A 26,628-nucleotide genomic window follows, 5' to 3' on the forward strand; every position below is an offset into this window, starting at 1 on the left:
GCGCGGGGTGTCAGACGCGGCGCGTCAGGCGTCCAGTGCCGTGGCGATGGCGCGCAGGCCGTGGTCCAGCTCGCCCTCGGTGATGTTGAGCGCCGGACGCAGCCGCACCGAGCGCGGCCCGCACGACAGCACCAGCACGCCCTGGTCCTCCCGCAGCCGGGAGACGAGGGCGTCCCTGCTCTGCCGGTCCGGCAGGTCGAAGGCGCACATGAGACCGCGCCCCCGCACGCCGGACAGCACGTCGGGCCGCTCGGCCTGCATCTTGGTCAGGCGCTCGACCACCAGCGCGCCGAGCCGCCCGGCGCGCGGCATCAGGCCGTCCCGCTCGACGATCTCCAGCAGGGCGCGGGAGCGGACCATGTCGACCAGGCCGCCGCCCCAGGTCGAGTTGATCCTGCCGCTGACCTGGAAGACGTTGTCCGACACCAGGTCCACCCTGCGGCCCGCCATAATGCCGCCCACCTGCACCTTCTTGGCGAAGGCCACGATGTCCGGCGCGAGGCCGAGCTGCTGGTAGGCCCAGGGCGTGCCGGTGGTCCCGCCGCCGGTCTGCACCTCGTCCAGGACGAACAGCGCGTCGTACTCGTGGCACAGGCGCTGCATGGCCTGCAGGAACTCGGCGCGCATGTGGTTGTCGCCGCCCTCGCCCTGGATGGGCTCGGCGATGAAGCAGGCGATGTCGTGCGGATGCCGCTCGAAGGCGGCTCGCGCCTGCTCCAGCGCGCGGGCCTCCGCCGCCTCCACGTCGCCGAGGTGCGCGGCCGGCACGTCGATGCGCGGCCAGGCGAACTTGGGGAAGCGGTCCGTCTTGCCGGGCTCGGTGTTGGTCAGGCTGAGGGTGTAGCCGCTGCGCCCGTGGAAGGCCCGGGTCAGGTGCAGCACCTGGGTGCCGAGGTCGGCGGATCGCCCGGCGGCCTCGTTGCGGCGGCTCTTCCAGTCGAAGGCCGTCTTCAGGGCGTTCTCGACGGCCAGGGCGCCGCCCTCGACGAAGAACAGGTGGGGCAGCTCGGGATCGCCGAGGACGCGGGTGAAGGTCTCCACGAAGTCGGCGAGCTGCTCGGTGTACATGTCGGGGTTGGCGGGCTTGTTGCGCGCGACCCGGCCGAGCAGCTCGGCTGTCTCGGGGTCGAAGGACGGGTTCACGCCGAGCGGCGCCGAGGCGAAGAAGGTGTAGAAGTCCAGGTAACGGCGGCCGTCGCGGGCGTCGACGAGCCAGGAGCCCCGGCTGCGGTCGAGGTCGAGCACGAGGCGGTAGCCGTCGACGAGTAGGTGGCGGGCGAGGCGGGCGTGTACGTCCATGATTCCTCCACAACGAACCAACAGAACATACTTCCCCGCCCATATCCCCATTCATCCGGAAATTTTCTGGAAATCTACGCCGCAGGCTGAAGTTTCTTCACACGGAACGAGAGCACGATCATCGCTATGCCGTACACGATGGCGAAGACTCCGACCAGCCAGATCAGCGTGAGCAGCCCGGCGCCCGGCCAGATCAGCAGCAGCACGCCGAAGATGACCGAGAGGATGCCGCCGATGATGAGCATCCACTCGTTGTCGACGACCTTGCGCAGCTGAATGCCGGCCACGATCTCGGTGATGCCGGCGAAGATGGCCCAGAAGGCCACGACGTACAGGAGCGCCAGCGACGTGATGCCCGGCCACAGGAACGCCACGATGCCGGCCAGGACGCCGAGGATGCCGGAGATGATGAGCCAGGCCCGGGACTGCGCGTTGTGCCGGGCGCCGGCGAAGATCGCGAAGATGCCCTCCACGATCGCGTAGGCGCCGAAGAAGATCACCACTATGAGCAGCGTCTTGCCCGGCCAGATGAGCGCGAGGATGCCGAAGATGAGGGCGGCTATGCCCCGGATGAGGATCAGCCACCAGATCCGCGCGATTTGCTCCATGTCGGTCTCTTCTCCAGAAAGATCCCGAAAGCAGACCACCGTCCGGTCAAAAGTCGGCGATCCACCGCCCACTGATCTCCACGCTCCGCACCGGCCGGCCGGAGATCACATCTGGGCGTAGACGACGATCGACACCGCGATGTACTGCACCAGGTAGGCGGCGATGGTGCAGGCGTGGAAGACCTCGTGGTAGCCGAACCAGCGGGGCGACGGGTCGGGGCGGCGCAGGCCGTACACGATGGCGCCGGCACTGTAGAGGACGCCGCCGACGGCGACCAGCACCACGGCGGCCGGCCCCGCGCCCTCCAGGAGCTGCGGCATCACGAAGATCGCCGTCCAGCCGAGCACCAGGTAGAGGGCCGTGTAGAGCCAGCGCGGCGCGCCGATCCAGCACACCCGGAACACCACGCCGGCCAGCGCCCCGCCCCAGATGACCGACAGCACGGCCACCCGCGCGGCGCCGGTGAGCGCGAGCAGCGCGAACGGCGTGTAGGTGCCCGCGATGATGAGGTAGATGTTGGCGTGGTCGAAGCGGCGCAGCACCTCGGCCAGGCGTGGCCCCAGCGTGCCGCGATGGTAGGTGGCCGAGATGCCGAACAGCAGACCCGAGGTGATCGCGTAGATCGCCGCGGCCAGGCGGGCCTGGAGGGTGGGGCCCAGCGCCACGAGCACGAACCCGCCGACCAGGGTCACGGGCAGCGCTCCGGTGTGCAACCAGCCACGCAGTCTGGGCTTCATGGTGACCGTCGTCATGAAACCTACGGTACCGTAGGTTACAGCCCGTTCGGCTACAGATCTTTCGGCTACAGCCCGTTGAGGAAGCGGGAGGTGATCGGCAGCGCGGCCGTCCGCCCCGCCCCGCCGTGCCGGACGAAGACGCAGAAGGCCAGGTCGTCGCGGTAGCCGATGAACCAGCCGTGATCGGCGCCGTCGATCGTCTCGGCCGTCCCCGTCTTGCCCGCCACCCCCGCCGGCAGGCCCGCCCCGCTCGCCGTCCCGTGGTCCACGACCGCCGCCATCATGCCGCGCAGCGCGTCCACGATCCCCGCGTCGAGCTCGACCGGCTTGGGCGGTGGCCCCTCCAGGCGCCGCACCTCCTTCTCGGGCAGCAGTCGCGGCGAGCGCCAGGTGCCGCTCTGCACGGCGGCGGCGACCGCCGCCATGCACAGCGGGGTGGCCTGCACCGAGCCCTGGCCGATGGCGTCCGCGCCGAGCCAGTCGGTGTCCTCCGGCTCCTCCATCGTGCCGCAGGTGCCGCCCGCGCCCGTGGGCAGCGACCTGCCGAACCCCCACTGCCCGGCCGTCGCGAGCAGGTCGCCGGCCGCCAGACGGGTGGTGACCTGCTCGACGAACGTGGTGTTGCACGACAGGGCGAAGGCGTCGGTGAAGCTGACCGTGCCGTGGTCCTCGAAGCCCGCGTTGTGGAAGGAGCGGTGCAGGGGGATCTGGTAGTCACCCGGGCAGGACAGCTCGGCCGCCGGGTCGAGGCCGCTCGCCAGCAGGGCCGCAGCGGTGATCGTCTTGAACGAGGAGCCGGGCGGGAACAGGTCGTCGAAGGCGCTGTGGCCGTCGCCCAGGCGGTCGGCCACCGCCAGCACCTCGCCGGTGCTCGGCCGCAGCGCGACGATCGCGGCGTCCTCGACCCCGTCCAGGGCCCGTGCCGCCGCCGCCTGCACCGGCCGCGACAGCGTGGTGCGCTGGACCACCGGGTCGAGGGCGTGCGTCAGCAGCCGCCGCTCCGGCTGTCCGGGCGCGGCGGCGACCAGAGCGCGCCCGCCGGACGCGACGGCGAACTCCGGCGCGAGCCGTTCGAGATAGGCGTCGGCGTAACTGTCGTGCGGAATCCTGTCGCCCTCGCTGGTGAGGAACTCCGCCTTCACGTCCTCCAGCTCGACGATCTTCAGGGTGCCGCCGCCGGCGAGCAGCGGGTGCAGCGTCTCGGGACTCCACAGGACCTTCCATGTCCTGTCCCGCACGGCCAGCCGCAGCGTGCCCGCGAACGGCCACGCCCCGAACTCCCGCAGCGTGCGCGTCCCGGTGAACGGCACCTCGGCCGTCCCCTCCCCCGTGCTCTTCAGCGCCCCCGGCCGCAGCTCGATCTTCTGGACGTGCAGCTCCTCGCTGAAGGTCAGGTGGCGGGAGACGAAGTCGGAGGGCGCCTGGTAGACCAGGCGGGCCATGGCCCGCACGTCCCCCTCCCGCCAGGCCTCGAAGTAGGAGTCGGCCGCCTGCCCGGCCGTGCCCCGCACCCGGGCGGCCGAGGCGACCGCGAAGCCGTACGCGCCCAATATCGCCAGAACCGCGACGGTAAGCACGATCAGCCTTCTTCGTCGCATACGGTGTTCTCCCAGGGAGGCAGCAACGTGGCACGAGCACAGCGCGAACCGATGCCCGGCCTGTATCCGGTCACCTTCGGCGAGATCGAACTGCTCCGGGATCTGGACAGGCCGGACGGCTGGGTACTGTCCAAGGATGGCGTACCGCAGTCTTATGTGGACCTACAAGACCCCACATATCTGGAATTCGAGTACGTGCAGCTCATGGCGGATGTCATCGACGTGCTCCCGGAGGGGCCGCTGAGCTGCGTCCACGTGGGCGGCGGTGCCTGCACGATCCCCCGCTACGTGGCCACCACCCGCCCCGGCTCCCGCCACATCGTCGTCGAGCCCGACGGGCTGCTCGTCAACCTCATCCGCGAGCAGCTCGACCTGCGCTCGGTGCCGCGCCTGAAGGTGCTCGTCATGGACGGCCGCGAAGGGGCCGCCCGGGTCTGGGACGCCTCGGCCGACCTGGTCGTGCTGGACGCGTTCGCCGGGGCGACCATGCCGGTCGAGCTGGCGACGGCCGAGTACATGGACGATCTCGCCCGGGTCCTGCGGCCGTCGGGCACGCTGCTCGTCAACCTCGCCGACGGCAAGGGCCTGGCCTTCGCCCGGCGGCTGGCGGCCACGGTGCAGGGCACGTTCGGCCACGTGGCCCTGCTGTCGGAGCCGGGCGTGCTGCGCGGGCGGCGCTTCGGCAACCTCATCCTGGCCGCCTCACGGACGGCCCTGCCGCTCGATCTCCTCACCCGCCGCGCCGCCGGCGGCCTCACGCAGGCGCGATGCCTGCACGGGGACGCGCTGACCCGGTTCGTCGCCGGGGCGGCGCCCATCAGGGACGGCGACCCGGTCCTCGCCCCGGTCCCGCCTCCGGCCGTCTTCGGCTGACCCACCGCACCGCCGAGCCACGGCTCGTCACGCCCGCGGAATAGTTGAAACTTGTACTGAGTTGAGGGGGGCACAACGCCACGCGAAGGAGCGCGAGATGCCAGCCGTAACCGTCGAGAACCCGCTCGCCCTGCCGCGCCTGCCCCGGCCGGACGGCGCCAGGCCCGAGCGCAAGGTGCTCGCCGTCGAGACCGCGCCCAGCGGGTTCGAGGGCGAGGGCTTCCCCGTCCGCAAGGCGCTCGCCACCATCAAGCCGGAGTACCTCGACCCGTTCGTGATGATGGACCAGATGGGTGAGATCGACTACGCGGCCGGGGAGCCCAAGGGCACCCCGTGGCACCCGCACCGGGGCTTCGAGACCGTCACCTACATGATCGACGGTGTGATCGACCACCTCGACTCCAACGGCGGTGGCGGCACGATCACCAACGGCGACACGCAGTGGATGACGGCCGGAGCCGGCATTCTGCACCAGGAGGCGCCGCCGGAGTGGCTGGTCCAGCAGGGCGGGCTGTTCCACGGCATCCAGCTCTGGGTCAACCTGCCGGGCGCCAAGAAGATGATCGCGCCGAAGTACCAGGACATCGGGGCGTCCAGCGTCGCGCTGCTGAGCAGCGACGACGGCGGCGCGCTGGTGCGGCTGATCGCCGGTGACCTGGCGGGCCACGCCGGCCCCGGCAGCACCCAGACGCCCATCACGATGCTGCACGCCACGATCAGCCCCGGGGCCCGGCTCACGCTGCCGTGGCGCAAGGACTTCAACGCCCTCGTGTACGCCCTGTCGGGCCGCGGCACCGTCGGGGCGGAGCGGCGGCCGCTCGCGAGCGGCCAGCTCGCGGTGTTCGACGGGTTCGGCGACCGGCCCGGGCTCACCACGTCCGGCGAGTCGATCACGATCACGGCCAAGGACGCGCTGGACGTCATCGTCCTGGGCGGGAAGCCGATCGGGGAGCCGGTGGCCCACTACGGGCCGTTCGTCATGAACACGCACGCCGAGCTGGTGCAGGCCTTCGAGGACTTCCAGGCCGGCCGCCTCGGCACCGTCCCGGCCGGACACGCCTGACCGCCGGCCGCCGATCAGCGACCACCGGCCACCGGCCGCCGCCCGCGGATCGGGCGGCGGCCGGTGCGGTGGAGCACGGAGTGGCGCGGCGGCTCAGCCCAGGGTGAGGCAGGCGACGCGCGCGCCCGCCTCGCCGGCCTGGGGCCCGCTGGCGGTCGTCTGCTTGGCGTGGATCACCAGCGAGTGCGGCCGGTGGCCCGGGGAGAACGTCCACGCGTTGCGCGCGGTGGCGCGACCGGCGCCCGTGGAGTCGGTGGTGAAGTCGAGCCAGACCTCGTTGGCGGCGCTGGCCTCGCCCTTCTCGTGCTGGTAGTGCGGGCCCGAGTCGTCGGGCTTGGCGCCGCACGGCTTGGTGTGGAGATGGGCGCCGTAGGCGCGGTCGGGCAGCAGGCCCTCGACGACGAGCGAGGACAGCGTCTGGCCGCTGGACGACTCGACGGTGATGCTGGCCCGTGCCCCCTGGGGGGCCAGCTTGCGGTCGTAGACGATGGCGCGCTTGCCGTCCTGCGTGAAGTCGCCGCTGGAGGACAGCGAGCCCGACTTGTCGGACGCGCCGCGGTGCCCGCCCTCGGGGCTGGGCGCCGGCGACGGCGTGTGCGCCGCCGCCTCCTGGGCCGGAGTGTCCTGGGTCTGGGCGGTGCCGGCCTGACCGGCCGTGGTGGGTGCACAGCCTGCCGCCAGAACGGCGAGCAGCACTATGGGAACGGGCATGCGCATGGAAAACCCCCGGGGTGGTGACAAAGGATCGCGTCACGAGCGGGTACGGCCGGCTCGTGGAGGGCCACCACTCTAGCGGGTGACCGAGCGGCTACGCACAGTGTTCGGAGACGATCCCGTCGATGAGGGCGGCCGGCGCGAAGTCCGTCTCGGTCAGGGCGTTTTTGTCATGCGTGGTGAGGGCCGGATGGGGTTCGGTCATTTGAGGGCGCCGGCGCCGAGGCCCGACTGGATCTGACGCTGGAAGATGACGTAGACCACGAGCACCGGCAGGATCGCCATGCTGACCGCGGCGAACAGGCCGGGCCAGTCGGCCTCGTAGCCGGCCAGCGTGGAGATGTCGGCGATGCCCTGGGTGATCACCCAGTCGTCCCGGTCGCGGGCGAGCAGGACGAGGGGCAGCAGGTACTGGTTCCACTGGCCGAGCACGTTGAAGATCGTGATGCTGACCAGGCCGGGCCGGGCCATGGGCACCATGATCTGGAAGAACGTGCGGGTGTGCGAGGCGCCGTCGATGCGGGCGGCCTCGGCGACGGTCTCGGGCAGCGTGCGGAAGAACGCCGCCAGGAAGAAGATCGTGAACGGCAGCGAGTACGCGATGTAGACCAGGATGATCCCGGTGTGCGTGTACAGCAGCCCGACCCGCTTGACCACGAAGAACAGCGGTCCCAGCGCCAGGAACACCGGGAAGGCCATGCCGGCCGTGAAGTAGTAGTAGATCATCCGGCTGCCCGGGAACCGGTAGCGCGCGAGCACGTACGCCGCCATCGACCCGAAGAGCATCGTCCCGAGCGTGCTGAAGAACACGACGATGACGGTGTTCACCAGGTACTGCCCGATGTGCGCCTTGCTCCAGGCCCGTCCCCACGCGCCGAGCCGCAGCTCGCCGGGGAGCTGGAGCGCGTCGCCGAAGATCTCGGTGTTGCTCTTGAACGACGCCAGGAACGTCCACAGCAGCGGCGCGATGATCAGCACGGCCCAGATGACGAGCGCGAGGTGGGACAGCCCGCCGAGCACGCCCGGCCGCGGCCTGCCGGAGCGAGGGGGTTGCGGTGCCATGGTCAGGGGTCGATCCTCTCCCGGCGGGTGGTGCGCAGCGTCAGCACCGCGAACGTGACGGTCAGGAAGAACAGCGCCACCCCCATGGCGGAGGCGTAGCCCACCTTGGAGTAGGAGAAGGCGGTCTTCCAGATCTCGATGGGCAGCACGGTCGTGGCGCCGTCCGGCTCGCCCTTGTCCCCCGCCAGCACCTGGATGAGCGCGAACCCGTCGAAGGCCGCGATGCCCAGGTACACCCAGCCCACCTGCACGGTGTCGCGCAGCAGCGGCAGGGTGATCGAGAAGAACAGCCGGACCCGCCCGGCCCCGTCGAGGGCCGCCGCCTCGAAGTAGTCCTTCGGGATGGCGGCCATCCCGGCCGAGAACAGCACCACGTAGAAGCCGACCGCCTGCCAGACCATCACCGCCATGATCGACCAGAGCGCGAGGCGCGGCTCGATCAGCCAGCCCACCGGCTCCATCCCGAGCTTGACCAGCGCGCCGTTGATCACCCCGCTCTCGTCCGGCCGGTAGACGGCCTTGAACAGCACCCCGACCACGGCGACGGCGAGCACCTGCGGGATGAAGAACACGACCCGGTAGAACCCCGAGCCGGGCACGCCCGTCATGCCCGCGCCGCGCGACCCGCCGCCCAGGTTGAGCAGGAACGCGAAGAACAGCGCGATCACGATGGTCGCGATCGGCAGCGCCAGCAGCAGGACGCCGTGGTTGCGCAGGGCCCGCCAGAACACCTCGTCCCCGAGCAGGCGGCCGAAGTTGTCCAGTCCGACGTAGTTCAGGCGCGAGGAGATGCCGTTCCAGTCGGTCAGCGAGATCTGGAACGCCTGGACGTACGGGCTGATGACGAAGACCGTGTAGAGGACGATCGGGACGGCGAGGAACCCGGCGACGAAGCCGTATGTGCGCCACCGCTCCATCGGCTACTGGCCCCGCATCTGCTTGGGGACGGAGCCGTCCTTGCGTACCTTGTCCGCCTTGTCCTGCATCCTGGCGCAGAACTCCTCGGGGGTGATCCGGCCGGCCATGACCACGTTGATCTGCTCGGTGCCGTAGTCGAACAGCTCCTTGTACCAGCCCTCGAAGCGCGCGTCGGTGATGATGTTCTGGCCGGCGGCGTCCTGGGCCTTGGCGGCGCTGCGCAGGCCGGGGGTGAGGTCGAGTCCCTCGGCGGCGCCGTTCACCACCGTGAGGTTCTGGGTCTTCTCGGTGAAGCCCCGGGCGCCGTCCTTGGAGAGCATGACCCGCAGGTACTCCAGGCCGCCCTGCGGGTTCTTGCCGCGGGCCGCGACGAAGAAGTTCTCGCCGACGCCGACCTGGATCGCGCCGTACGGCATCTTGTCGGCCGCCGTCACGTCCGGGACGGGGGCGATGGCGTACTCGAAGCCGTCAGGCTTGTCCTTGGCCATCTCGTTCTCGATCCAGGAGCCGACCGGGTAGAAGAGCAGCTTGTCCTGCAGGTGCTTGACCTGGGTCTGGGTGTGGTCGAGGCCGAAGTACGCCTTGTCGCCGTACTTCGCCTGGATGTCCGCCCAGGCGGCGACGGCCTGCTTGACCGGGTCGGCCTTCCAGGCGTTGTCGATCAGGTTGTCGATGTCGATGAGCACCTGGTTGCCGCCGATCTTGGCGGCCGTGTAGAGGACGTTCCAGAGCTGGTAGTACGGCCCCTTCTGCCCCGGATAGGCGAACAGCAGGATGCCCTCGGCCTTGGCCGCCTCGCCCAGGGCCGTGAACTCGGCCCACGTCCTGGGCGGCGTCCACCCCTTGGAGGCGAACAGCTTGGCGTTGTACCACAGGGCGCGGTGGGAGACCGTGTAGTTGAGGACGAGGTCCTTGCCGTCGATCTTGGCGTTGTCGATGACGGCCGGGGTGACGACGTCGCGGATCTTCTTGGCGGGGTCGTCGATCGAGGGGGCGTCGAACAGGGCCGTCAGGTCGGCCAGGTGCCCCTGCTTGGCCAGTGCCACCAGGTCGAGGGCCTCGGGGCCGGAGTTGTTGACCACGTCGGGCACGTCGCCGCTGACGAACAGCGGGCGGAGCTGGGTGCCGATCTGCTGGGTGGCGTTGTGCTCGACCGCCGCGCCGGGGAACTCCTTCTTGTACAGCGCCTCGTGGACGTCCTTGGCGTACGCGTCGCCGTAGCCGCCGCTGAAGATGGTGACCTTCAGCGGCTTCTTGGCGTCCACCCCGAACGGGTTCGCGGGGCTCGTGGAGCCGGTGGCGGAGGTGACGGGCGCGGCCGGCTCCTCGGCGCCGCCGGTGGCGCAGCCGCCCAGCAGGCTCGCTCCGGGCCCCACGATCAGCGCCGTCATGCCGATGCGCCGGATGAGCTGCCGTCGGGTGATCTCTCCGGGGTGGGTCATGGGGGCTCCTGGAGGGCAATTAGGAAAGTTTCCTAAACGTTTGCCCGAACGTACGGACGGCCCCCGAGCTGCGTCAAGGGGTCGCCATCGAGACGTGACCCTGCCGTGACCCCGTGGCGCCCGGATGATCCCAGGACAGCATCGTCCACCACCGGCGAGAAGGGCAAGAGCCGCGAACCGCCCGAGACCGGTCAGCCCAGGTGGGCGCGGGTCTCGGCGAAGGCCAGGTCCGTCCCTTCGAGGGCGCGGGCCACGTCCTCGTCGGTGTGGGCGGCCGACATGAACCAGTTGTGCCACGGATGGAGGTAGACCCCGTGCCGCAGGCAGGCGTCGCTCCAGTACAGGGCCGTGGACAGGTCAGCGTCGCCGTCGAAGCTGAGCCACGGGATCGTCACCGGGCCCGTCTGGTTCACCGTGAAGCCGTGCGCCTTGGCCTGCGCGTACAGCCCCTCGCGCAGCCGCGTGCCGGCGCGCTCCATCGCGGCGATGCCGTCCTCGTCGCGCAGCGTCTCGATCGTCGCCTTGGCCGCGGCCATCGCCACCGCCGAGAACCAGAACGAGCCCGTCGAGTACAGGGTCTGGGCCGCGCCGCGCAGCGCGTCGGTGCCCGTCACGGCGGCGATCGGGTAGCCGTTGGCCATGGCCTTGGACCAGGCCGTCAGGTCGGGGCGCACCCCGTACGGCTCCCACGACCCGCGCAGGTCGACCCGGAACCCGGCCCGCACGTCGTCGATCACCAGCGCGGCCCCGAGCCGGTCGGCCAGCGCCCGCGCGCCCCTGGCGAAGGCGGGCTCCACCAGCTCCTGGTCCTCGAACGAGTCGTGCTTGAACGGCGTCACGATGATCGCCGCCACGTCGCCCTCGACGGTCGCCGCCGCGGCCTCCAGCGACTCCAGCGAGTTGTAGGCGAACTCCACCAGGTCGGCGCGCTCGTTCGGGGTGGTGCCGGCGGTCGACGGCGTGCACCACGGGTCGGCGCCGTGGTAGGCGCCGTGCGCCATGAGCACCTTCGTGCGGCCGGTCGCCGCGCGGGCCACCATGAGCGCCTGCGTGGTGGCGTCGGTGCCGTTCTTGGAGAACATCGCCCAGTCCGCGCTGGGGATCAGGTCCACCAGCAGCTCGGCCAGCTCCACCATGACGGGGCCCGGCCCGTTCAGGCAGTCGCCCTGTGCGAGCTGCCGGGCCGCGGCCTCCTCCACGCGCGGGTGCCGGTGGCCCAGCACGACGGGGCCCCAGCTGCACATGAAGTCGATGTACTCGCGGCCGTCCACGTCCCACTGCCGGCAGCCTTCGCCGCGCTCGAAGAACTGCGGGTAGCCGGGGGCGAAGATGGCGGCGTTGAGGTGGCCGTACATGCCGCCGGGGACGACTTTCAGCGCCCGCGCGCGCAGCTCGGCGTCTTTCATCGGTCAGGCCTTCTCTCGGATCGTCGGGACACGCGTCTGGACGCGCTTCGGGGCACGCCTCGGGGCATGCCTCAGGACAGCAGGGCGAGCGTGGAGTCGAGGTCGGTGATGCCGGCGTCGGAGCCGAGCCCGGTGGCGACGCGGGCGGCGGCGGCCGTCCCCCAGCGGGCGGCGCCCAGCACGTCCTGGCCGTGCAGCAGGCCGGTGACGAAGCCGGCGCAGTACGCGTCACCGCAGCCCGTCGTGTCGGAGACCTCGACCTTCAGGGCCGGCACGTGCTCGACGCCGTCGGCGGTGGCGACGAGGCTGCCGTCGCCGCCGAGCGTGACGATCACCCCGCGCGGTCCGTCGGCCAGCAGCTCCAGCGCCGCCTCGGCCACGTCCCCGCCGTCACCTTCGACGCCGTCGCCGTGCTCCAGCCCGGCCATGAGCAGCGCCTGCGACTCGTTGGGCAGCACGTAGTCCACGTGGGGCAGGAACACCCTGGCCATGCCCAGCAGGTCGGGCAGCTCCGACAGCAGATCCATCGTCACGACGGTCCCGTCCGCGCGGAGCGAGTCGAGCAGCTCGAAGAACCGCGGATCGCCCAGCCCGAACGTCACGTCCATCCCGCCCAGGTGGACGGCCCGCGCCCCGCGCAGCGCCGCCACGTCGAGGTCGGCGAGCGTCACGCCGAGGTTGGCGCCGGGCACGTGGAAGCTGGGCCGGCCGCCGTCCGGCCTGATCGGCAGGATCGACGCGGCCGTCTGCTCCCCCGGCCTGCGCACCAGGCGCGAGGCGTCCACGCCGCGCTTGGCGAGCACCGCCAGCAGGAAGTCACCGAGCTCGTCGTCGCCGACGGCGCCCATGGTGACGACCTGGTTGCCCAGCTTGACCAGGTCCACGGCGGTGCCGGCGGCGGCGCCCGCGGCGGTCAGGCGGATCTGGTCCACCAGCACGGTGTCCTGGCCCTCGGGGATGCGCTCGACGGGCCTGGCGAGGATGTCGACGATGTGGACGCCGACGGTGACGACGGTCATGGTCTAAATAGACAGACGTCCGAATAAAAAGTCAATATGCTGGGAGCGGTACGACGCACGAAGGGGGACGACGCCTTGCCGAAGATCGTTGACCACGACGAGCGCCGGCGCGAGCTGCTCTCGGCGGCCCGCCGGGTGATCGTCCGGGACGGCATCGACGCCGCCACCACGCGTGCCATCGCCAAGGAGGCGGGCTACTCCAACGGCGTGCTCGCCCACTACTTCACCGACAAGGACGAGATCCTGCTGTCGGCGCTGCGCCAGTCCCACCAGCGCATCCGCGACCGCATCACCGGCAGGGTGGACGGCGTGACCGGGCTCGCGGCGCTGCGCGAGGTGCTGCTGGACAACCTGCCGCTGGACGCCGAGCGCACCCAGGAGACGCGCCTGGAGGTCAGCTTCTGGAGCCGCAGCCTGGCCTCCGAGCGGCTGGCGGAGGTCCAGCGCGCCGAGGGCGGCGAGCTGCGCGCGGCGGTGCGGACCCTGCTCGCGCAGGCGCGCGAGGCGGGCGAGCTGACCACCGAGGACAACCTGGACGATGTCACGGAGCACCTGCTCGCCCTGGTGGACGGCCTGAGCCTGCACCTGCTCCTCTACCCCGGCCGCCTGACGCGGGTGGACCTCGAACGCCTCATGCTCACCCACCTCGACCGCCTCTGACCTCTTCCTCGCGGCCTCCGTTTAGCGTTGATGTATTTCGGACGACCGACTACATTGCCGCTCATGAGCCCCCGTGAGCAGCTGTGCGCGTACGGCAGGCGCGCCGTCGAGCTTGGCCTGGTGATCGGCACCTCGGGCAACCTGAGCGTCCGCCAGGGAGATCTGGTCGCCGTCACCCCGTCGGGCGTGGCGCTGGACCGGCTCACTCCCGAGATGTGCCCGGTCGTGGACGTCGAGGGGCACCTGGTGGAGGGCGACCTCCAGCCGTCGTCGGAGACCCCGATGCACCTGGCCGTCTACGCGAGCACGCAGGCCCAGGCGGTGGTCCACACGCATTCGGTGTTCGGCACGGTGGTGGCGGCCACGATGACGGAGCTGCCGCCGATCCACTACAACGCGCTGCTGCTCGGCGGCACGGTCCGCGTCGCCCCCTACGCCACGTACGGCACGCCCGAGCTGGCCGGGCACGTGCGTGATGCGCTCGACGGCCGGCAGGCGGCGCTGATGGCCAACCACGGCGGGGTGACCATCGGCGCCACGCTGGAGCAGGCGTTCGAGGCGACCCGGCTGCTGGAGTGGCTGTGCGAGGTGTACGTGCGGGCGCTCGGGGTGGGACGGCCGGCCGTCCTCACGCCCGAGCAGCTCGACGCGGTGGTGGAGCGGGCGTTCGACCCGCCCGTGTTCCCGCGCCGGCCCGCCTGAGGCCGGCGCCGGAACAGGACATGGGCTCAGCTGCGCGGGGCCCCGGTGACGGCCTTCTCCGCCAGGCCGAGCGGCAGGCCGCCCGAGCCGGCGATCAGGTCGTGGAACGCCTTCGGGGAGCCCTCGTACGACTGCCTGATGCGGTCGATCTCGATGGCGCCCGTCAGGTACGACGGCGCCTGCGTGGGCCAGGCGCAGTAGCGGCTGACCTCGCCCTGGGCCGTCCCCGGCGTGAGTGACGCCTTCGTGGACATGAACTCCTCGGCCTGCTCGATCGTCATGTCGTCGCAGTGCAGCGCGGTGTCCACGACCATCCGGGCGGCCCGGAAGATGCGGCAGTCCAGGTGGGCCAGCTCGGTGGCGGGGGTGTCGAAGTAGCCCTCCTCGTGCAGGACCTTCTCCACGTACAGGGCCCAGCCCTCGGTGAAGTACGGCGTGCGGAACACCTTGCGCGCCGTCCGGGGGTTGCCGGCCATGTGCGACAGATGCCAGTGGTGGCCCGGGTACGCCTCGTGGACGGCGATCGAGGGCATCTGGGCCCGCGAGTTCGTGCGCAGCCGCTGCCGCACCTGCTCCTCGGTGAAACCGTCCGGGGTGTACGGCACGAAGAACACGCCGGTGCGCGAGCTGGTCAGCGGCGGCGGGGCCAGGTAGTGGGCCACGGCCAGGATGGGCCGGGTGTACTCGGCCGACGGCAGGACCAGGCACTCCTCCCCCTCGGGGAAGGTGACCAGGTCGCGCTCGCGGACGAACTCCCGCGCGCGCAGCGTCTCGGCCTCGTACTCGGCGCGCATGTCCGCCAGCGTCGGCGGGTGGTCGTCCATGAGCGACTCCATGGCGGCCCGCCAGTCGGTGGTGCCGTTGACGCCGCGCGCCACCTCGCGCATGCGCTCGTCGAGCGCCGCCCAGGCGGCCTTGCCCTTCTCGTGCAGTTCGGGCGCGCCGTACCCGAGCATCTCGCGCTCGCGCAGCAGCGTGGAGTACAGGCGCTCGCCCATCCGCCACGTGCCGCCGCACTCGAAGCCCTCCAGGAACGTGACCAGCTCGTCGAAGGCGCGGCCGGCGGGCTTGGCGGCCTCGGCGAGCCGGGCCCGCGCGTCGGCGTCGGCGACCATGGCGGGCACGGTCTCGGTGAGGAACCTGCGGCCGGTGCGGGCCTGCCCGAGCGCCCGCTGCACCAGGAGGGGGGCGGCGAGGTCCGGGTCGAGGTTGGCGCGGCAGGCGGCCAGCACGCCGGGCACCTCGGCCAGCCGCGAGACGGCGGCGGCGACCAGCTCCGGCTCCGGCTTGAGGCGCTGCTGGAACGGGGTGTAGAGGGCGTTGAAGATCGGAGCGAGGTACGCGGCCGGGTCGCGGCGCCACTCCGGCCAGGCGGCGAGCGCCACCGAGCCTCTCAGCTGGGAGACGACGAGATCTCTGTCGATCTCGTCGTCCAGGGTCGGGGTCTCCGTCGCGGACAGCCGTGCCAGCCAGGCTTCTTCCTCGCGGGCGCGGGCGGTCCAGGCCTCGGCGGAGAAGTCGCCGAGTGTGTGGTCGTAGCCGTCGGCCCCCAGGTTGCTGGCGATGACCGGACGACCGGAAAAGTACCATTTGAGAAACTCGTCCACTGCCGCACAATATCCTGTAGAAATGCCCCTGCAGATCACCGGCGCGCTTGATGATCCTGACCTCATCGGCCTTCCCTGGGACCGCCCTCTGGCGGAGTGGCCCCAGCACCACCTCGTCGACCTCCCCCGGGGCATCTCCCGGCACATCGTCCGCTTCGCCCGGCTCTCCGGCAAGGTGTACGCGATCAAGGAGATCAGCGAGCGGTACGCCCGCCGCGAGTACCAGCTCCTCTGGGACCTGGCCCGGCTGGACGCCCCCTCGGTGGAGCCGGTCGCCTACGTCACCGGCCGGGACGAGGGCCTGGACGCGGCGCTGATCACCCGGCACCTCCAGTTCTCGCTGCCCTACCGGGCCGTCATGTCCGGCACGCTGCGGCCCGACACGCTGACCCGGCTGCTCGACGCGCTGGCCGTGCTGCTCGTCCGACTGCACCTCAACGGGTTCTACTGGGGCGACTGCTCGCTGTCCAACACGCTGTTCCGCCGGGACGCCGGGGCGTTCGCCGCGTACCTGGTGGACGCCGAGACCGGCGAGATGCACCCGATGCTCAGCCAGGGGCAGCGGCTGGCCGACATCGACGTCGCCCACACCAACATCTTCGGCGAGATGCTCGACCTGGAGGCCGGCGGCCTGCTGCACCCGTCGGTGGACCCGATGGAGACGGCCGAGGACATCGTCACCCGCTACCACCGGCTGTGGGAGGAGATCACCCAGGACGAGATCATCGAGGAGGTCGACTGGCACCGGGTGGAGCAGCGGATCCGGCGGCTGAACCTGCTCGGCTTCGACGTGGCCGAGATGATGGTGCGGCGCAAGGTCGGCACCGGCCGGCTCATCGTGCGGCCCAAGGTGGTCGACGCGGGCCACCACCAGCGGCGCCTGCTCCGCCTGACCGGCCTCGACGTGGAGGAGAACCAGGCGCGGCGGCTGCTCAACGACCTCGACGGCTTCCGCGTGGCCAAGGGGCTGCGGCACGAGGACGAGGCCATCGTGGCGCACCGGTGGCTGGCCGAGGTGTTCCAGCCGACGATCGACTCGCTGCCGGCCGGCCTGCGGGCCAAGCTCGACCCGGCGCAGCTCTTCCACGAGGTCCTCGACCACCGGTGGTACCTGTCGGAGGAGGCGGGCGCGGACGTGGGGCTGGCGACCGCCGTGAAGTCGTACATCGAGAACGTCCTCGTCCACAAGCCGGACGAGGCTGCCGTCCTCCCGGACGAGCCCGCCTGAGCCTCCGGCCGCGGCCCTGACCTGCGAAAAGGCGAAGAATATTCGTCTAAGTCATCCTCAATACGGATAACTCGGAGAAAGCTGCGCCGCGGTGGGGTTTTTCTCCTTCCGCGCCGTATAGCTTTCGTACCGCTGCCGACCGGCTCCGCTGCGTGACACCGGCGCGCTCCTACGCTGTCCCAGTCCTCAAGGAGTCTTCGGGACGGCGAGGGGAGGATCCGTGCTCGGGCTGGACGACTGCCTGGCCGAGGTCATGGCCATACCGGGCGCGCTGGACGCCATGCTGCTGGACCAGACCAGCGGCATGGCGGTGGCGGCCAGCGGCGCGCCCCGGGGCGTCGACACCGAGCACTCCGCCGCGGCCCTGACCGAGACGCTCCGCGCCACCATGGACGGCCTGGCACGCTCCTGCCCCGGCGACACGGTCCGCATCGACGACATACTCGTCACCACCGACCGCGGGCACCACCTGCTCAGGCTGATGGAGACCGCGTTCGAGGGGCCGCTGGTCATCTACGTCCGCCTCGACCTGGAGCGCTCGAACCTCGCGCTCGCGCGCCACCGCCTGCGGGACATCTCCGGCCGGCTGCTGGCGTGACCCATGGGGACCCTCGACACGCTGCTGGCGAGCCTCGCCAACGACCGTCCCACCGGCGCGCTGCGCGTCGGCCGGACCGGCACCGTCTTCCTCGACGAGGGACGGATCACGTACATGGAGTGCGCCCAGACGCCCGGCGTCGAGCGGCTGCTGGCCGCGCGCGGCCGGATCCCCGAGGCCGAGCTGCGCCGCCTCCAGGCGGACGGCGGCTGCGAGCGGCTGCTCGCCGAGGGCCCGGTCACGCTCGGGGAGCTCCAGTACTGCGTGCTGGGCGCCGTCCTGGACGCCGCGTTCTTCCTGCTGCCGGCCACGGGGACGCGGCCGAAGTTCCGGCCCGGCGAGCGGCACTGGCTGGGCGGCCGGTGGTACTTCGAGGTGTCCGGGCTCGTGCGGGAGTGCGCCCGCCGCCGGGCGCACCTGGCCCGGATCTGGCCGTCCGCCGACGTGGACACCGCTCCGGTACGGCCCGCGCCCCGGCTTCCCGGGCAGGGGGTGACGCTCAGCGCCGTCCAGTGGGAGGTCGTCACCCGCGCCGACGACGAGGCCACCCCGCTGGACCTGGCCCGGCGGCTGGGCCGCTCCGGGTACTCGGTGCTGCTGGCCGTACGACGGCTGGCGGCGGCCGGGCTGCTCGCGCCCGCCGGCCCCACCCCGCCCCCGCCCGCGGAGCCGGCGCCCGTACGGCCCACATCTCCGCAGGCGCCCGCGCACCCGCGGTCGCCGTCGGAGCCCGGGCATCCGGAGCCCGCGACGGGCGGGGAGCACGACGCCCCGTTGCCCAGGCGGCCACGCGGCGGCCGGCGCTCCCGCCCCTCCCCCCAGACCCCGGATCCGGCGGATGCGCCGCCTCAGCCGCCGGATCCGGCCGGCCCTCCCACCGCCCCGTTCCCCGGCGTCTCCAGCGGGCCGCCCGGCATGCCGCTCGCGGCGCCGGCCGGTCCGCCGCCTCTCCTCCCCCACGCGGCCGGCGCGGCCGGCGCGCAGCCGCACGCGGCCCGCCCCCTCGGCCCCGCCGTGACGGCGGACCCGAGGGATCTGGCCCTGCTCATGCGGCTGAAGAAGGCGCTGGAGGAGCTGGCATGAGGTTCCCCCCACTCACCGTCGTGAGACTGCCCTCGTTCAGAAGGAGGCCACCGGTGGAGCTGCACGACGAGGTGCTCAAGGAGATGGTGCTCCTGCGGGAGCGCACCCCGGACGTCAGCGGCAGCGTCGCCTGCACGGTCGACGGACTGGCCGTCGCCTGCGACCCCGCCGTGGACAACGGCGAGCGGACGGCCGCGCTCACCGCCGCCCTGCTCGCCATGAGCAGGCGCATGCTCGCGATCTCCGGGAGGGGCGACCTGGAGGAGACGCTCATCTCGGGCACGGCCGGGTACGCCGCGTTCTACGCCGCGGGCCCCACCATCGTCCTCACAGTCCTGGCCCAGCCCGGCACGAACCTCGGGCTGCTCCGGCTGGAGGGCCGCAGGACCGCGGCCGCCCTGGCCGCCATCGCGGCACGGACGCGATGACCGTCCACCAGAGAAATCAGCAGAGAACGGAGAAATGACATGGCCAGCATGGACGTCTCTCTCAAGGAGATGATGACGATCGACGGCTCCATCGGGGCGGCGGTCGTCGACCACGGCAGCGGCATGACGCTGGGCTCGCTCGGCGGCTCCAAGGAGCTTGACCTCCAGGTCGCGGGCGCCGGCAACACCGAGGTGGTCAAGGCCAAGCTCCGCACGATGGACTCGCTCGGGCTCAAGGACACGATCGAGGACATCCTGATCACGCTCGGCTCGCAGTACCACATCATCCGGCCCATCAGCGGGCGCGGCGGCAAGGGCCTGTTCCTCTACCTGGCCCTGGACCGGGCCCGGGCCAACCTGGCGATGGCCAGGCACCAGCTCCGCTCCATCGAGGAGAAGCTGGACGTCTAGCCGGGCGGCGCCGGCGGGGTCATCCGGCGGTCAGCTTGGCGATGGCGGCGACGAGGTCCGGCCAGAGCGGACGCGGCAGGTCGTGGCCCATGCCGGGGAAGGTCAGCAGCCTGGCCCCGGGGATGGCCTCGGCGGTGGCCCGGCCGCCCGCGAGGGGGACGAGCTGGTCGGCCTCGCCGTGGACCACGAGCGCCGGCACGTCGAGCCGGCGCAGCCGTTCGGTGCGGTCGCCGGAGGCCATGATGGCCGCGAGCTGGCGCGCGGTGCCCGGCGGGTCGAAGCAGCGGTCGAACGCGCGGGCGGCCACGTCCGCGATGCGCGCGCGGTCCGGCTCGAAGCCGGGTGAGCCGATCAACGCCCAGGCGTCCTGGGCCCGCGCGACCACCTCCTCGCGCCCGGCGGGCGGCGTGGCCAGCAGCACCGCGCTCGCCGCCGGCGTGGGAGGGGCGACCCGCGAGCCGGGCGTGGACATGATGGAGGTGAGCGTGAGCACCCGGCCGGGATGCCGGATGGCCAGCGTCTGGGCGATCATGCCGCCCATCGAGGCGCCCACCACGTGGGCGGCGCTCCAGCCGAGCGCGTCCATCAGCCCGGCGGCGTCGTCGGCCATGTCGTCCAGCAGGTACGGCGCCGGGCCCCCGAACACGGGCTGGCCGAGGTCGTGCAGGTGCGTCGACAGGCCCGCGTCGCGGTTGTCGAAGCGGACGACGTGGTGCCCCTGCTCGGCGAGGAGGTGGCACAGGTCGTCGTCCCAGTGGATGAGCTGGGCGCCGAGGCCCATGACGAGGAGGAGGGGACGAGCCCCGGCCGCGCCGAAGCTCTCGTAGGCGATCTCGATGCCGTTGGCCTTCGCTCGCATGGTCACGAGAAACAGAATGACATTCTGATCGCGGGCCGGTAAAGCCCCCACGCGGGGACCCGTGTGCGCGGAAATGCGCGCACCCCGTCCCGGAACCGCCGGGGCGGCGGCGGTTCCGGAACGGGGTGGCGGGGTGGGGGCCTGGATGGAGAGGCAGGCAGGCCCCCGGGGGAGGCCGGACCGGACGGGGTGGCGTCCGGACCCGGCCGATGGTCGGGTGCCGGCCCGTGTGCCGCCTGAGGGGGCGGCATGCGGGCCGGGCGGTCAGCGCTGGACGAGCTTGCGCAGGCGGTCGCGGCCGAGGTACAGGCCGCCGCCGACCGCGGCCACGCCCACCAGGGCGAGGCTGGCCGAGGTGCTCAGACCCTCGTCGCCGGAGGCGGCGTCGCGGGCCTCGGTGCGGGTGGTGGTCTCGGAGGCGTTCACCACGCCGGCGTCGTCCTTGTCACGGGACGAGACGGAGGTGCCCTTGCCCGCGGATCCGGCGCCGGACTCCTCCGGAGTGGTGGACTTGTCCTCGGCCAGCACCGGCGGCTTGGCCGGGTTGTGGTCGACGCGACGCCAGGCGCCGGTGGAGAAGGCGACCGGGTGGTTCTTCTTGCCCGCGCCGTTGCCCCACTTGGTGATGACGTAGCTCACCTTGATGTGGCCCTGGCCGCCGACACCGTCCACACCGAGGGTGCTGGAGTTGAAGCGGCCGCCGGTGAGCTGGGCGAAGGTCTTGGCGTCGAGGTCGAGCATGACGCCGCTGCTGGAGGGCACGCCCGGGCCGCGGTCCCCGACGAAGAAGGGGGCCTTCTTGCCCTTGTACATGACGTAGCCCTCGGTCATGAGCGGCCAGCTGGGGCTGGCTGCCAGACCCTTCTGCATGGGCTTGCCGCTGGCCGGCAGGCCGGTGTCACCGGCGCGGCCGGAGGAGTCGTCCCAGAAGTAGGAGGCGGTGGTCGAGCCCTTGAGGAGAACCTGCCGGCCTTCGTCGCTGTCGGCGTGCGCGGCCGTGGTGCCGGCGCCGATGGTGAGCGCGCCGAGTACGGCCGCCGTGAAGAGGCTGAAGGAACGCATGCCAAGTCGTTCGGACATGTGTTGAAAAAGTCCTTTACGTGGGGGTACAGAGGGGCGCGCTCCGAAGAGATGGGGACGCGTAGCCGGGCAGAACGCCGAACGGGCGCTACGCGAGAGCGCGAGAGAAGGTCAGGGGGAACGGGTGCCGCTCAGGAGGCGGCGGGTGGCACTGCCCCGTCCGGGGGTACGCGGTAGCGCATGAAAGTCTTGTCCTCTCCATCTCGCCTACCGGGTTAGCTGACGGGTTCGGACGTGGAGATGCCCTACCGGCCAGGTGCGGCCGGATTCACCCCAGAAGTGGGTCCCCGGTTCCCGCGCGGTGCGGGATTCGGCGCCGGCCAGTCGCCGCTTCCTCTCGAAGGGCTAGGTCACTGACCGGAATGCGCTTGACTCTAGCCAGCGAACCGGACAAAAGCAAAGGTAAGCCCATAAATCGGGCGAAGATCTACCTTTCAGGCAAAGAAAAAGAGGGGTACGGCATGCCGTACCCCTCCAGGAAACCAGGTCTCAGCCCGTGCTCCGGACGCCTCAGCCTCCGCTCTTGCGCCGGAAGGAACGCTTGCTGGCGGCCGGTCCGTGAGCGCCGTGAATCTTGGAAGCGTCGCCGCCCCTGCCACCAGCGCCCGAGTCGGCCTGCCGGGCACGCTTGCGCTCCAGCGCCTCACGGAACTTGCGCTTCAACTCGTCCTCGGGAGTTGCTTCGCTGGCTTCCGGCTCCGGTGTTTCCGTCATGAGGACCTCCTGGTGTTGGGGACATTCAAAGCTTCGCACGCCCGAACCCGCCGCGCGAAACCGGCGGGCCTCCTCAGCCGCCGAGAGCGGCGAGCTCCTCGGAGGTCAGGACCAAATCCGCCGCCGCCACCGAGTCGAGGATGCTCTCCGGCCGGCTCGCCCCCGGGATCGGGACTACGACCGGGCTGCGCGCCAGCTCCCAGGCCAGGCATACCCGCTGCGGAGACACCCCGCGCTGCTCGGCCACCCTGGCGAACCCCTCGTGCGCGCCGCCGAGCCGCCCCGCCGCGCTGATCCCGCCCAGCGGCGACCACGGCAGGAACGCCACGCCCAGCTCCTCGCACAGGTCCACCTCGGGCTCGCTGGAGCGGAACGCGGGCGAGTACTGGTTCTGCACACTCGCCAGCCGGCCGCCGAGGATGTCGTAGGCGATCCTGATCTGGCGCGGGTTCGCGTTGGAGATGCCCGCCATCCGGATCTTGCCGGCGTCGAGCAGGTCGCGCAGCGCGCCGATCGTCTCCTCGTACGGCACGGCCGGGTCGGGCCGGTGGTGCTGGTAGAGGCCGATCGCCTCGACGCCCAGGGCCTTCAGGGATCGCTCGCACGCCTCGACCAGGTACGACGGCCGTCCGTCCACGGCCCAGCCGCCGTCCGGGGGCCGCGTGTGACCGCCCTTGGTCGCCACCAGCACCGCGTCGCCGTCACCGCCCCAGCTCGCGAGCGCCTTGGCGACCAGCCGCTCGTTGTGACCCACCTCGTCGGGTGCGGGCGTGTAGGCGTCGGCCGTGTCGATCAGCGTCACGCCGGCGTCGAGCGCCGCGTGGATCGTCCGGATCGACTGGGCCTCGTCGGGCATGTGCCCGGCCACCGACATGGGCATCGCGCCGAGACCGATGGAGCTGACGGCGGTTTGTCCGAGTGGTCGCGTGTTCATGCGGACCATCCTCCCCCTGGGGCGACCGAAAGAGGAAGGCGACCCTACCGGTTTCGCCAGCCGGGGGTGACGCTTGTGGTCCGGCGCCCGGGGCGCGGGTGCCACGCACGGGCGGGCACGTGGACGCGGTGGCGGACGGTCGCGGGCCGGGCACGTGGACCCGTCGGGTGTGCGGACGGTCGCGGGGCGGACATGTGGACCCGTCGGGTGTGCGGACGGTCGCGGGGCGGACATGTGGACCCGTCGGGTGTGCGGACGGGGGCGGGCGTGCCGGGGAGTCGCCGTACAGTGATGTGAGGTCGTGCGGAGGCCGGGCGGTGATCGCCACGGCTCGGAAGAGGGCGGAACGTCGTGCGTGGCTGGTTGATCGGGCTGGCGGTCACCGTCGTGTGCGTGGCGGCCACGTGGGGTGTGCTCGTCCTGCTGGCGCGCCGCCTGCCGCCCGGGCTCGCGCGGGACCTCGCCGCGTTCATCCCCGACTGCCTGACCACCGTCCGCAGGCTCCGGAGCGACCCCGCGGTGCCGCGCCGGGCGAAGATCGCGATCGTGATCGCGGGTGTGTGGGTGGCCAGCCCGATCGACCTGATCCCGGAGTTCCTGCCGGTCATCGGCCCGCTGGACGACATCGTGGTGGTCGCCCTGGCCCTGCGGTACGCCGCCCGGCAGGTGCCCCGCGAGGTGCTGCTGGACGCCTGGCCGGGCGAGCCCCGACTGCTCCTCCGCCTCCTCGGCGACCGCGGCTGACCACCAGCCGCCGCCCACTCGCGCGCACCGGCGAGCGGCGGCGCGCTCAGTCGTCCAGCCTCATGCGGAGGAGGCAGAACTCGTTGCCCTCCGGGTCGGCCAGCACGTGCCACGTCTCCTCGCCGGTCTGCCCCACGTCCGCCGGCCGGGCCCCCGCCGCGAGCAGCCTCTCCAGCTCGGCGGCCTGGTCGCGATCGGTCGGGTTCACGTCGATGTGCAGCGGGAGCTTCCCGGGCCTCGGATCGTCGGACGGATTGAACACGAGGGTCGGCTGCAGCCCCCCGAACCCGGTCTCCCCCGGCCCGATCTCCACGCTCCCCTCATCCCGGTCTATCACCACGAACCCAAGCACTTCACACCAGAACGCCGCCAGCCGCTCGGGGTCGCGACAATCCAGCACCAACTCACTGATCCGACAAGCCATGAACACTTCACTACCCCGCTCCACCGGAGATTCATGCCGCATGCCCCGATACCCGGAGGAGTCGCCGATCGCCTGAGGGACCGCGGGCTCGCCTGGCATCCTTGGCCGCGTCATGGCGGATCACAGCGCGGCGGCGCTCGCGGCGTACGAGCGGGCGGCGGCGGCACTGGCCGCGTACGGGCGGGCGGCGGCACTCGCGGCGGGCCATCACGCCGGCCTCGACCCGGCGGCCCGGCTCGCGCACGCCCACGCCTGGGTCGGCGGCGGTGCCCCCGCCTTCGCGGAGGACCTGGCCCGCCACCGGGCCCGCCTCCAGTCCTCGCTCACGGACGCGCTACACGGGCTCGCCCTCCTCGTCGTACGGCACGGCGGACCGGCACCGGCCGTTCCCGCGCTGACCACGTCCGTCGCGGCTCTGGCCCCCGCCCCGGGCCGCTTCCAGGGCGTCGAGCAGAACGCCATGACCACCCTGGTGGCGTCCCTGGGCCACGCCGCACAGACGCTGCCGGTCGCCGGGGCGTGCCTCGCCGCCGAGCTGTCCGCCCACGGCCTGCCCGCCGAGCCCGGCCACGAACTCCGCCGCATCGCCACCTGGGCCGCCGCCCACAGCGACGACCTGCGGCGCCGCCTCAACCTGATCCGCCAGACAGTGCCCGGCCCGACGCTGCCGGCGGGGCTGGCGGCGTACGGGCTGTTCGGCGGCCACGCCCCCGACCCGGGCGGCGCGGAGCGCCTGCTGGCGCGCATCGCGGCGGGCGAGGAGCACGCGGTGACGCGGCTGCTGACCGTCCAGGAGAACGGGACCGACGCGGGCCTGGCGGCGCGGGTCGCCGCGTGGTGGCACACGCTGCCGCGCGAAGCGCGGGAACGCCTGGTGACGCTCCGCTGGTCCGGACTGCTGAACGGCCTGCCGGCGACGGTCCGGGACCGGGCCAACCGCCGCGGGCTGGCCGAGGAGCGGACCCGGCTGGAGCGGGAGCTGGAGACGGCCACGGCCGACCTCGGCCGGCTCGCCGACCCGGGCCTGCTGGGCGGCTGGGAACGCATCGCCGCCCGGCTGCGGCGCATCGACCTCATCGAGTCGCAGCTCCGCCCGGTGGCGGGACATCCGGCGCCGCTGCTGCTGGCGTTCGACGCGACGGGTCAGGGGCGGCTCGTCGTCTCCTGGGGCGATCCAGACACGGCGGACATCACGGTCACGTCTGTGTCGGGGCTCACGTCGGGACTGGACGCCGCACGGGGGGATCTGGAGCGGTCCCGGGCGTTGTGGCAGCAGGCGCGCGCGACCAGCGGAGAACGCTCGATAGCGTCGATCACCTGGCTCGGCTATGACGCCCCGCAGATCGACCCGGGCCTGTTCGACATCACCAGGTCCGTCGCCGCCGACAACGCGGCGGCCAAGGGCGGCAGGGCGCTCGCCGCGTTCGCCGACGGCCTGCACGCCGCCCACGCGCCCTCGGGGACGGCACGCAGCGTCGTCATCGGGCACAGCTACGGCTCGCTCACCACGGGCCACGCCGCCGCCCTCCGCCCGGGCAGGCTCGCGGACGACCTCATCCTCATCGGCAGCCCGGGGACCGGCGTCGACCACGCCTCACGGCTGGGCGTCGACCCGGCGCACGTGTGGGTGGGCGAGGCCGGCAACGACCCGGTGGCGGCACTGGGCAGGTTCGGCAGGGATCCGGGGGACGAGTCGTTCGGGGCCAGGCGTTTTCCGGTGGGACGAGAGGTGTTCACGGAGGCGCACAGCAGCTACTGGAAGCCTCATTCGCCTTCGCTGCGCAACATGGGGCGACTTATCAACGGTCAATACGACATGCTCACCGCTCCAGTGCCGCTGAACTGCACGCCCCAACTCCTCATGCCAGAGCTAGGACCAGAGTCGCCCAGTTCGAAGAGGTGAACGACGTGTTGCGACTTTTCGCCGCTCTTGTCCTCGTCATTTCGGGATGCTCCATGAACCAAGCCACAGCCACCTCCACCCAAGCACTCGCACGTGTAGAGGAGCTCATTCACGACACTGCCAACGCTCTCACTCCCCGACCGCGGCTGGAACCGATCCACTCCTTCGAGGCACCCAGCCCGTGCCTGGACGAGGACAAATCTCAAGACCAAGTCATCGTGAGCCGTGCCTACTGGCTTCGTGATGTCCCGAAGACCGACAACATGTCGATCTCACGGCAGGTTCACACCTTCTGGGAGGCCCAGGGCCATCACATCATCGCGGGGGGAAAGACCAACAATCCGGACCTGAGCGGCACATCCCGCCCTGAGGGCTACACCCTTACGCTCACCTGGGCGGAAGGCGGCGATCTCTACCTTGGGGCGGCCTCCACCTGCGTCTGGCCGGATGGGCACGCGCCCGAGTGACCCAGTCTCCTCAACACAAAGACCCCAGATCGCCGGAGCGCCCTGG

Annotated in this window: 28 protein-coding genes and 1 riboswitch; of the genes, 12 read left to right on the forward strand and 16 right to left on the reverse strand. The window is 71.7% G+C overall.

What is annotated here, in order from left to right; genetic code table 11:
* Nucleotides 1-24: 24 nt before the first annotated feature.
* The 4 genes from lat to ACIBG4_RS12765 form a co-directional block, all read right to left on the reverse strand.
* On the reverse strand, nucleotides 25-1,299 hold the full coding sequence (gene lat, locus ACIBG4_RS12750; RefSeq protein WP_397201939.1) for an L-lysine 6-transaminase: 1,275 nt from the start codon (nucleotides 1,297-1,299) through the stop codon (nucleotides 25-27).
* 74 nt (nucleotides 1,300-1,373) lie between these two features.
* Entirely contained in the window at nucleotides 1,374-1,907 is a 534-nt protein-coding gene (locus ACIBG4_RS12755) for an HdeD family acid-resistance protein (protein WP_310717347.1), read from the reverse strand.
* A gap of 105 nt (nucleotides 1,908-2,012) precedes the next feature.
* Nucleotides 2,013-2,660: a hemolysin III family protein gene (locus ACIBG4_RS12760; protein WP_397201940.1), complete on the reverse strand. Its 648-nt coding sequence runs from the start codon at nucleotides 2,658-2,660 to the stop codon at nucleotides 2,013-2,015.
* A gap of 50 nt (nucleotides 2,661-2,710) precedes the next feature.
* Complete coding sequence (locus ACIBG4_RS12765) at nucleotides 2,711-4,222, reverse strand: penicillin-binding transpeptidase domain-containing protein (protein ID WP_397201941.1); 1,512 nt, start codon at nucleotides 4,220-4,222, stop codon at nucleotides 2,711-2,713.
* 72 nt (nucleotides 4,223-4,294) lie between these two features.
* Between ACIBG4_RS12765 and ACIBG4_RS12770 the strand changes: the two genes are divergently transcribed.
* A complete protein-coding gene (locus ACIBG4_RS12770; protein ID WP_310717352.1) occupies nucleotides 4,295-5,116 on the forward strand; it encodes a fused MFS/spermidine synthase in 822 nt (273 codons plus the stop codon).
* A gap of 97 nt (nucleotides 5,117-5,213) precedes the next feature.
* Nucleotides 5,214-6,179 (forward strand): pirin family protein, encoded by a 966-nt coding sequence (locus tag ACIBG4_RS12775; protein WP_397201942.1) that lies wholly within the window; start codon nucleotides 5,214-5,216, stop codon nucleotides 6,177-6,179.
* Nucleotides 6,180-6,272: 93 nt separating this feature from the next.
* On the opposite strand, the gene ACIBG4_RS12780 is transcribed toward ACIBG4_RS12775, so the two are convergent.
* The 6 genes from ACIBG4_RS12780 to ACIBG4_RS12805 all read right to left on the reverse strand — a co-directional run bounded on the left by ACIBG4_RS12780 (nucleotide 6,273) and on the right by ACIBG4_RS12805 (nucleotide 12,740).
* Entirely contained in the window at nucleotides 6,273-6,890 is a 618-nt protein-coding gene (locus tag ACIBG4_RS12780; RefSeq protein WP_397201943.1) for a superoxide dismutase family protein, read from the reverse strand.
* Between the two features lie 204 nt (nucleotides 6,891-7,094).
* Nucleotides 7,095-7,955, reverse strand: coding sequence for a carbohydrate ABC transporter permease (locus ACIBG4_RS12785; RefSeq protein ID WP_310717342.1), 861 nt, complete (start codon nucleotides 7,953-7,955; stop codon nucleotides 7,095-7,097).
* Between the two features lie 2 nt (nucleotides 7,956-7,957).
* Nucleotides 7,958-8,872, reverse strand: a complete 915-nt coding sequence (locus ACIBG4_RS12790; protein WP_397201944.1) for a carbohydrate ABC transporter permease — start codon at nucleotides 8,870-8,872, stop codon at nucleotides 7,958-7,960.
* Between the two features lie 3 nt (nucleotides 8,873-8,875).
* A complete protein-coding gene (gene ngcE / locus ACIBG4_RS12795) occupies nucleotides 8,876-10,315 on the reverse strand; it encodes an N-acetylglucosamine/diacetylchitobiose ABC transporter substrate-binding protein (protein ID WP_397201945.1) in 1,440 nt (479 codons plus the stop codon).
* 191 nt (nucleotides 10,316-10,506) lie between these two features.
* Nucleotides 10,507-11,721, reverse strand: a complete 1,215-nt coding sequence (locus ACIBG4_RS12800; protein WP_397201946.1) for an aminotransferase class III-fold pyridoxal phosphate-dependent enzyme — start codon at nucleotides 11,719-11,721, stop codon at nucleotides 10,507-10,509.
* A 71-nt stretch (nucleotides 11,722-11,792) separates the two neighbouring features.
* A complete protein-coding gene (locus ACIBG4_RS12805) occupies nucleotides 11,793-12,740 on the reverse strand; it encodes a carbohydrate kinase family protein (protein WP_397201947.1) in 948 nt (315 codons plus the stop codon).
* 75 nt (nucleotides 12,741-12,815) lie between these two features.
* On the opposite strand from ACIBG4_RS12805, the gene ACIBG4_RS12810 reads away from it, so the two are divergent.
* Nucleotides 12,816-13,400 carry a TetR/AcrR family transcriptional regulator gene (locus tag ACIBG4_RS12810; RefSeq protein ID WP_397201948.1) on the forward strand — a complete coding sequence of 195 codons (585 nt, stop codon included), beginning with the start codon at nucleotides 12,816-12,818 and terminating at the stop codon, nucleotides 13,398-13,400.
* A gap of 63 nt (nucleotides 13,401-13,463) precedes the next feature.
* Complete coding sequence (locus tag ACIBG4_RS12815; RefSeq protein WP_397201949.1) at nucleotides 13,464-14,102, forward strand: class II aldolase/adducin family protein; 639 nt, start codon at nucleotides 13,464-13,466, stop codon at nucleotides 14,100-14,102.
* 26 nt (nucleotides 14,103-14,128) lie between these two features.
* On the opposite strand, the gene ACIBG4_RS12820 is transcribed toward ACIBG4_RS12815, so the two are convergent.
* Nucleotides 14,129-15,709, reverse strand: coding sequence for a DUF885 domain-containing protein (locus tag ACIBG4_RS12820; RefSeq protein WP_310717335.1), 1,581 nt, complete (start codon nucleotides 15,707-15,709; stop codon nucleotides 14,129-14,131).
* 22 nt (nucleotides 15,710-15,731) lie between these two features.
* On the opposite strand from ACIBG4_RS12820, the gene ACIBG4_RS12825 reads away from it, so the two are divergent.
* From ACIBG4_RS12825 to ACIBG4_RS12845, 5 genes are all read left to right on the forward strand, one after another.
* Complete coding sequence (locus ACIBG4_RS12825) at nucleotides 15,732-16,937, forward strand: DUF4032 domain-containing protein (protein WP_310717334.1); 1,206 nt, start codon at nucleotides 15,732-15,734, stop codon at nucleotides 16,935-16,937.
* A 220-nt stretch (nucleotides 16,938-17,157) separates the two neighbouring features.
* Nucleotides 17,158-17,535, forward strand: coding sequence for a roadblock/LC7 domain-containing protein (locus ACIBG4_RS12830; protein ID WP_397201950.1), 378 nt, complete (start codon nucleotides 17,158-17,160; stop codon nucleotides 17,533-17,535).
* Between the two features lie 3 nt (nucleotides 17,536-17,538).
* Complete coding sequence (locus ACIBG4_RS12835) at nucleotides 17,539-18,618, forward strand: hypothetical protein (protein ID WP_397201951.1); 1,080 nt, start codon at nucleotides 17,539-17,541, stop codon at nucleotides 18,616-18,618.
* Complete coding sequence (locus ACIBG4_RS12840) at nucleotides 18,615-19,046, forward strand: roadblock/LC7 domain-containing protein (protein WP_397201952.1); 432 nt, start codon at nucleotides 18,615-18,617, stop codon at nucleotides 19,044-19,046. Before ACIBG4_RS12835 ends, ACIBG4_RS12840 begins: the two co-directional genes overlap by 4 nt.
* Nucleotides 19,047-19,085: 39 nt before the next feature.
* A complete protein-coding gene (locus tag ACIBG4_RS12845; RefSeq protein ID WP_310713428.1) occupies nucleotides 19,086-19,457 on the forward strand; it encodes a hypothetical protein in 372 nt (123 codons plus the stop codon).
* 19 nt (nucleotides 19,458-19,476) lie between these two features.
* On the opposite strand, the gene ACIBG4_RS12850 is transcribed toward ACIBG4_RS12845, so the two are convergent.
* The 4 genes from ACIBG4_RS12850 to ACIBG4_RS12865 all read right to left on the reverse strand — a co-directional run bounded on the left by ACIBG4_RS12850 (nucleotide 19,477) and on the right by ACIBG4_RS12865 (nucleotide 23,044).
* The gene (locus ACIBG4_RS12850) at nucleotides 19,477-20,316 is read right to left on the reverse strand and encodes an alpha/beta fold hydrolase (protein ID WP_397202129.1); all 840 of its coding nucleotides are present in this window, start codon (nucleotides 20,314-20,316) and stop codon (nucleotides 19,477-19,479) included.
* Between the two features lie 264 nt (nucleotides 20,317-20,580).
* Nucleotides 20,581-21,396: a hypothetical protein gene (locus ACIBG4_RS12855; protein WP_397201953.1), complete on the reverse strand. Its 816-nt coding sequence runs from the start codon at nucleotides 21,394-21,396 to the stop codon at nucleotides 20,581-20,583.
* Nucleotides 21,397-21,585: 189 nt separating this feature from the next.
* Nucleotides 21,586-21,722, reverse strand: a riboswitch (cyclic di-AMP (ydaO/yuaA leader).
* 184 nt (nucleotides 21,723-21,906) lie between these two features.
* The gene (locus ACIBG4_RS12860; protein ID WP_310713424.1) at nucleotides 21,907-22,110 is read right to left on the reverse strand and encodes a DUF5302 domain-containing protein; all 204 of its coding nucleotides are present in this window, start codon (nucleotides 22,108-22,110) and stop codon (nucleotides 21,907-21,909) included.
* A gap of 73 nt (nucleotides 22,111-22,183) precedes the next feature.
* On the reverse strand, nucleotides 22,184-23,044 hold the full coding sequence (locus tag ACIBG4_RS12865; protein WP_397201954.1) for an aldo/keto reductase: 861 nt from the start codon (nucleotides 23,042-23,044) through the stop codon (nucleotides 22,184-22,186).
* 351 nt (nucleotides 23,045-23,395) lie between these two features.
* Here ACIBG4_RS12865 and ACIBG4_RS12870 point away from each other — a divergent pair, with 351 nt between their 5' ends.
* Nucleotides 23,396-23,788 carry a YkvA family protein gene (locus tag ACIBG4_RS12870; protein ID WP_397201955.1) on the forward strand — a complete coding sequence of 131 codons (393 nt, stop codon included), beginning with the start codon at nucleotides 23,396-23,398 and terminating at the stop codon, nucleotides 23,786-23,788.
* 46 nt (nucleotides 23,789-23,834) lie between these two features.
* Here the strand turns inward: ACIBG4_RS12870 and ACIBG4_RS12875 are convergent, their stop codons facing one another.
* Entirely contained in the window at nucleotides 23,835-24,212 is a 378-nt protein-coding gene (locus tag ACIBG4_RS12875; RefSeq protein ID WP_397201956.1) for a VOC family protein, read from the reverse strand.
* 112 nt (nucleotides 24,213-24,324) lie between these two features.
* On the opposite strand from ACIBG4_RS12875, the gene ACIBG4_RS12880 reads away from it, so the two are divergent.
* Together ACIBG4_RS12880 and ACIBG4_RS12885 are read left to right on the forward strand one after the other, a co-directional pair.
* On the forward strand, nucleotides 24,325-26,115 hold the full coding sequence (locus ACIBG4_RS12880; protein WP_397201957.1) for an alpha/beta hydrolase: 1,791 nt from the start codon (nucleotides 24,325-24,327) through the stop codon (nucleotides 26,113-26,115).
* Nucleotides 26,112-26,582, forward strand: a complete 471-nt coding sequence (locus ACIBG4_RS12885; RefSeq protein ID WP_397201958.1) for a hypothetical protein — start codon at nucleotides 26,112-26,114, stop codon at nucleotides 26,580-26,582. The genes ACIBG4_RS12880 and ACIBG4_RS12885 overlap by 4 nt, the downstream gene beginning before the upstream one ends.
* Nucleotides 26,583-26,628 lie beyond the last annotated feature (46 nt).

It is taken from the genome of Nonomuraea sp. NPDC050383 (genome assembly GCF_044459125.1).
In the GTDB taxonomy this organism is placed as follows: domain Bacteria; phylum Actinomycetota; class Actinomycetes; order Streptosporangiales; family Streptosporangiaceae; genus Nonomuraea.

What these genes read in the sequence shown, in the direction of transcription:
- ACIBG4_RS12800 (WP_397201946.1), bottom strand. Translation starts at nt 11,721, where the DNA reads ATGAAAGACGCCGAGCTGCGCGCGCGGGCGCTGAAAGTCGTCCCCGGC.
- ACIBG4_RS12845 (WP_310713428.1), top strand. Translation starts at nt 19,086, where the DNA reads ATGGCCAGCATGGACGTCTCTCTCAAGGAGATGATGACGATCGACGGC.
- ACIBG4_RS12855 (WP_397201953.1), bottom strand. Translation starts at nt 21,396, where the DNA reads ATGTCCGAACGACTTGGCATGCGTTCCTTCAGCCTCTTCACGGCGGCC.
- ACIBG4_RS12805 (WP_397201947.1), bottom strand. Translation starts at nt 12,740, where the DNA reads ATGACCGTCGTCACCGTCGGCGTCCACATCGTCGACATCCTCGCCAGG.
- ACIBG4_RS12770 (WP_310717352.1), top strand. Translation starts at nt 4,295, where the DNA reads ATGCCCGGCCTGTATCCGGTCACCTTCGGCGAGATCGAACTGCTCCGG.
- ACIBG4_RS12880 (WP_397201957.1), top strand. Translation starts at nt 24,325, where the DNA reads ATGGCGGATCACAGCGCGGCGGCGCTCGCGGCGTACGAGCGGGCGGCG.
- ACIBG4_RS12790 (WP_397201944.1), bottom strand. Translation starts at nt 8,872, where the DNA reads ATGGAGCGGTGGCGCACATACGGCTTCGTCGCCGGGTTCCTCGCCGTC.
- ngcE (WP_397201945.1), bottom strand. Translation starts at nt 10,315, where the DNA reads ATGACCCACCCCGGAGAGATCACCCGACGGCAGCTCATCCGGCGCATC.
- ACIBG4_RS12825 (WP_310717334.1), top strand. Translation starts at nt 15,732, where the DNA reads ATGCCCCTGCAGATCACCGGCGCGCTTGATGATCCTGACCTCATCGGC.
- ACIBG4_RS12850 (WP_397202129.1), bottom strand. Translation starts at nt 20,316, where the DNA reads ATGCGAGCGAAGGCCAACGGCATCGAGATCGCCTACGAGAGCTTCGGC.
- ACIBG4_RS12835 (WP_397201951.1), top strand. Translation starts at nt 17,539, where the DNA reads ATGGGGACCCTCGACACGCTGCTGGCGAGCCTCGCCAACGACCGTCCC.
- ACIBG4_RS12785 (WP_310717342.1), bottom strand. Translation starts at nt 7,955, where the DNA reads ATGGCACCGCAACCCCCTCGCTCCGGCAGGCCGCGGCCGGGCGTGCTC.
- ACIBG4_RS12775 (WP_397201942.1), top strand. Translation starts at nt 5,214, where the DNA reads ATGCCAGCCGTAACCGTCGAGAACCCGCTCGCCCTGCCGCGCCTGCCC.
- ACIBG4_RS12755 (WP_310717347.1), bottom strand. Translation starts at nt 1,907, where the DNA reads ATGGAGCAAATCGCGCGGATCTGGTGGCTGATCCTCATCCGGGGCATA.
- ACIBG4_RS12780 (WP_397201943.1), bottom strand. Translation starts at nt 6,890, where the DNA reads ATGCCCGTTCCCATAGTGCTGCTCGCCGTTCTGGCGGCAGGCTGTGCA.
- ACIBG4_RS12860 (WP_310713424.1), bottom strand. Translation starts at nt 22,110, where the DNA reads ATGACGGAAACACCGGAGCCGGAAGCCAGCGAAGCAACTCCCGAGGAC.
- ACIBG4_RS12760 (WP_397201940.1), bottom strand. Translation starts at nt 2,660, where the DNA reads ATGACGACGGTCACCATGAAGCCCAGACTGCGTGGCTGGTTGCACACC.
- ACIBG4_RS12840 (WP_397201952.1), top strand. Translation starts at nt 18,615, where the DNA reads ATGAGGTTCCCCCCACTCACCGTCGTGAGACTGCCCTCGTTCAGAAGG.
- ACIBG4_RS12875 (WP_397201956.1), bottom strand. Translation starts at nt 24,212, where the DNA reads ATGGCTTGTCGGATCAGTGAGTTGGTGCTGGATTGTCGCGACCCCGAG.
- ACIBG4_RS12815 (WP_397201949.1), top strand. Translation starts at nt 13,464, where the DNA reads ATGAGCCCCCGTGAGCAGCTGTGCGCGTACGGCAGGCGCGCCGTCGAG.
- lat (WP_397201939.1), bottom strand. Translation starts at nt 1,299, where the DNA reads ATGGACGTACACGCCCGCCTCGCCCGCCACCTACTCGTCGACGGCTAC.
- ACIBG4_RS12865 (WP_397201954.1), bottom strand. Translation starts at nt 23,044, where the DNA reads ATGAACACGCGACCACTCGGACAAACCGCCGTCAGCTCCATCGGTCTC.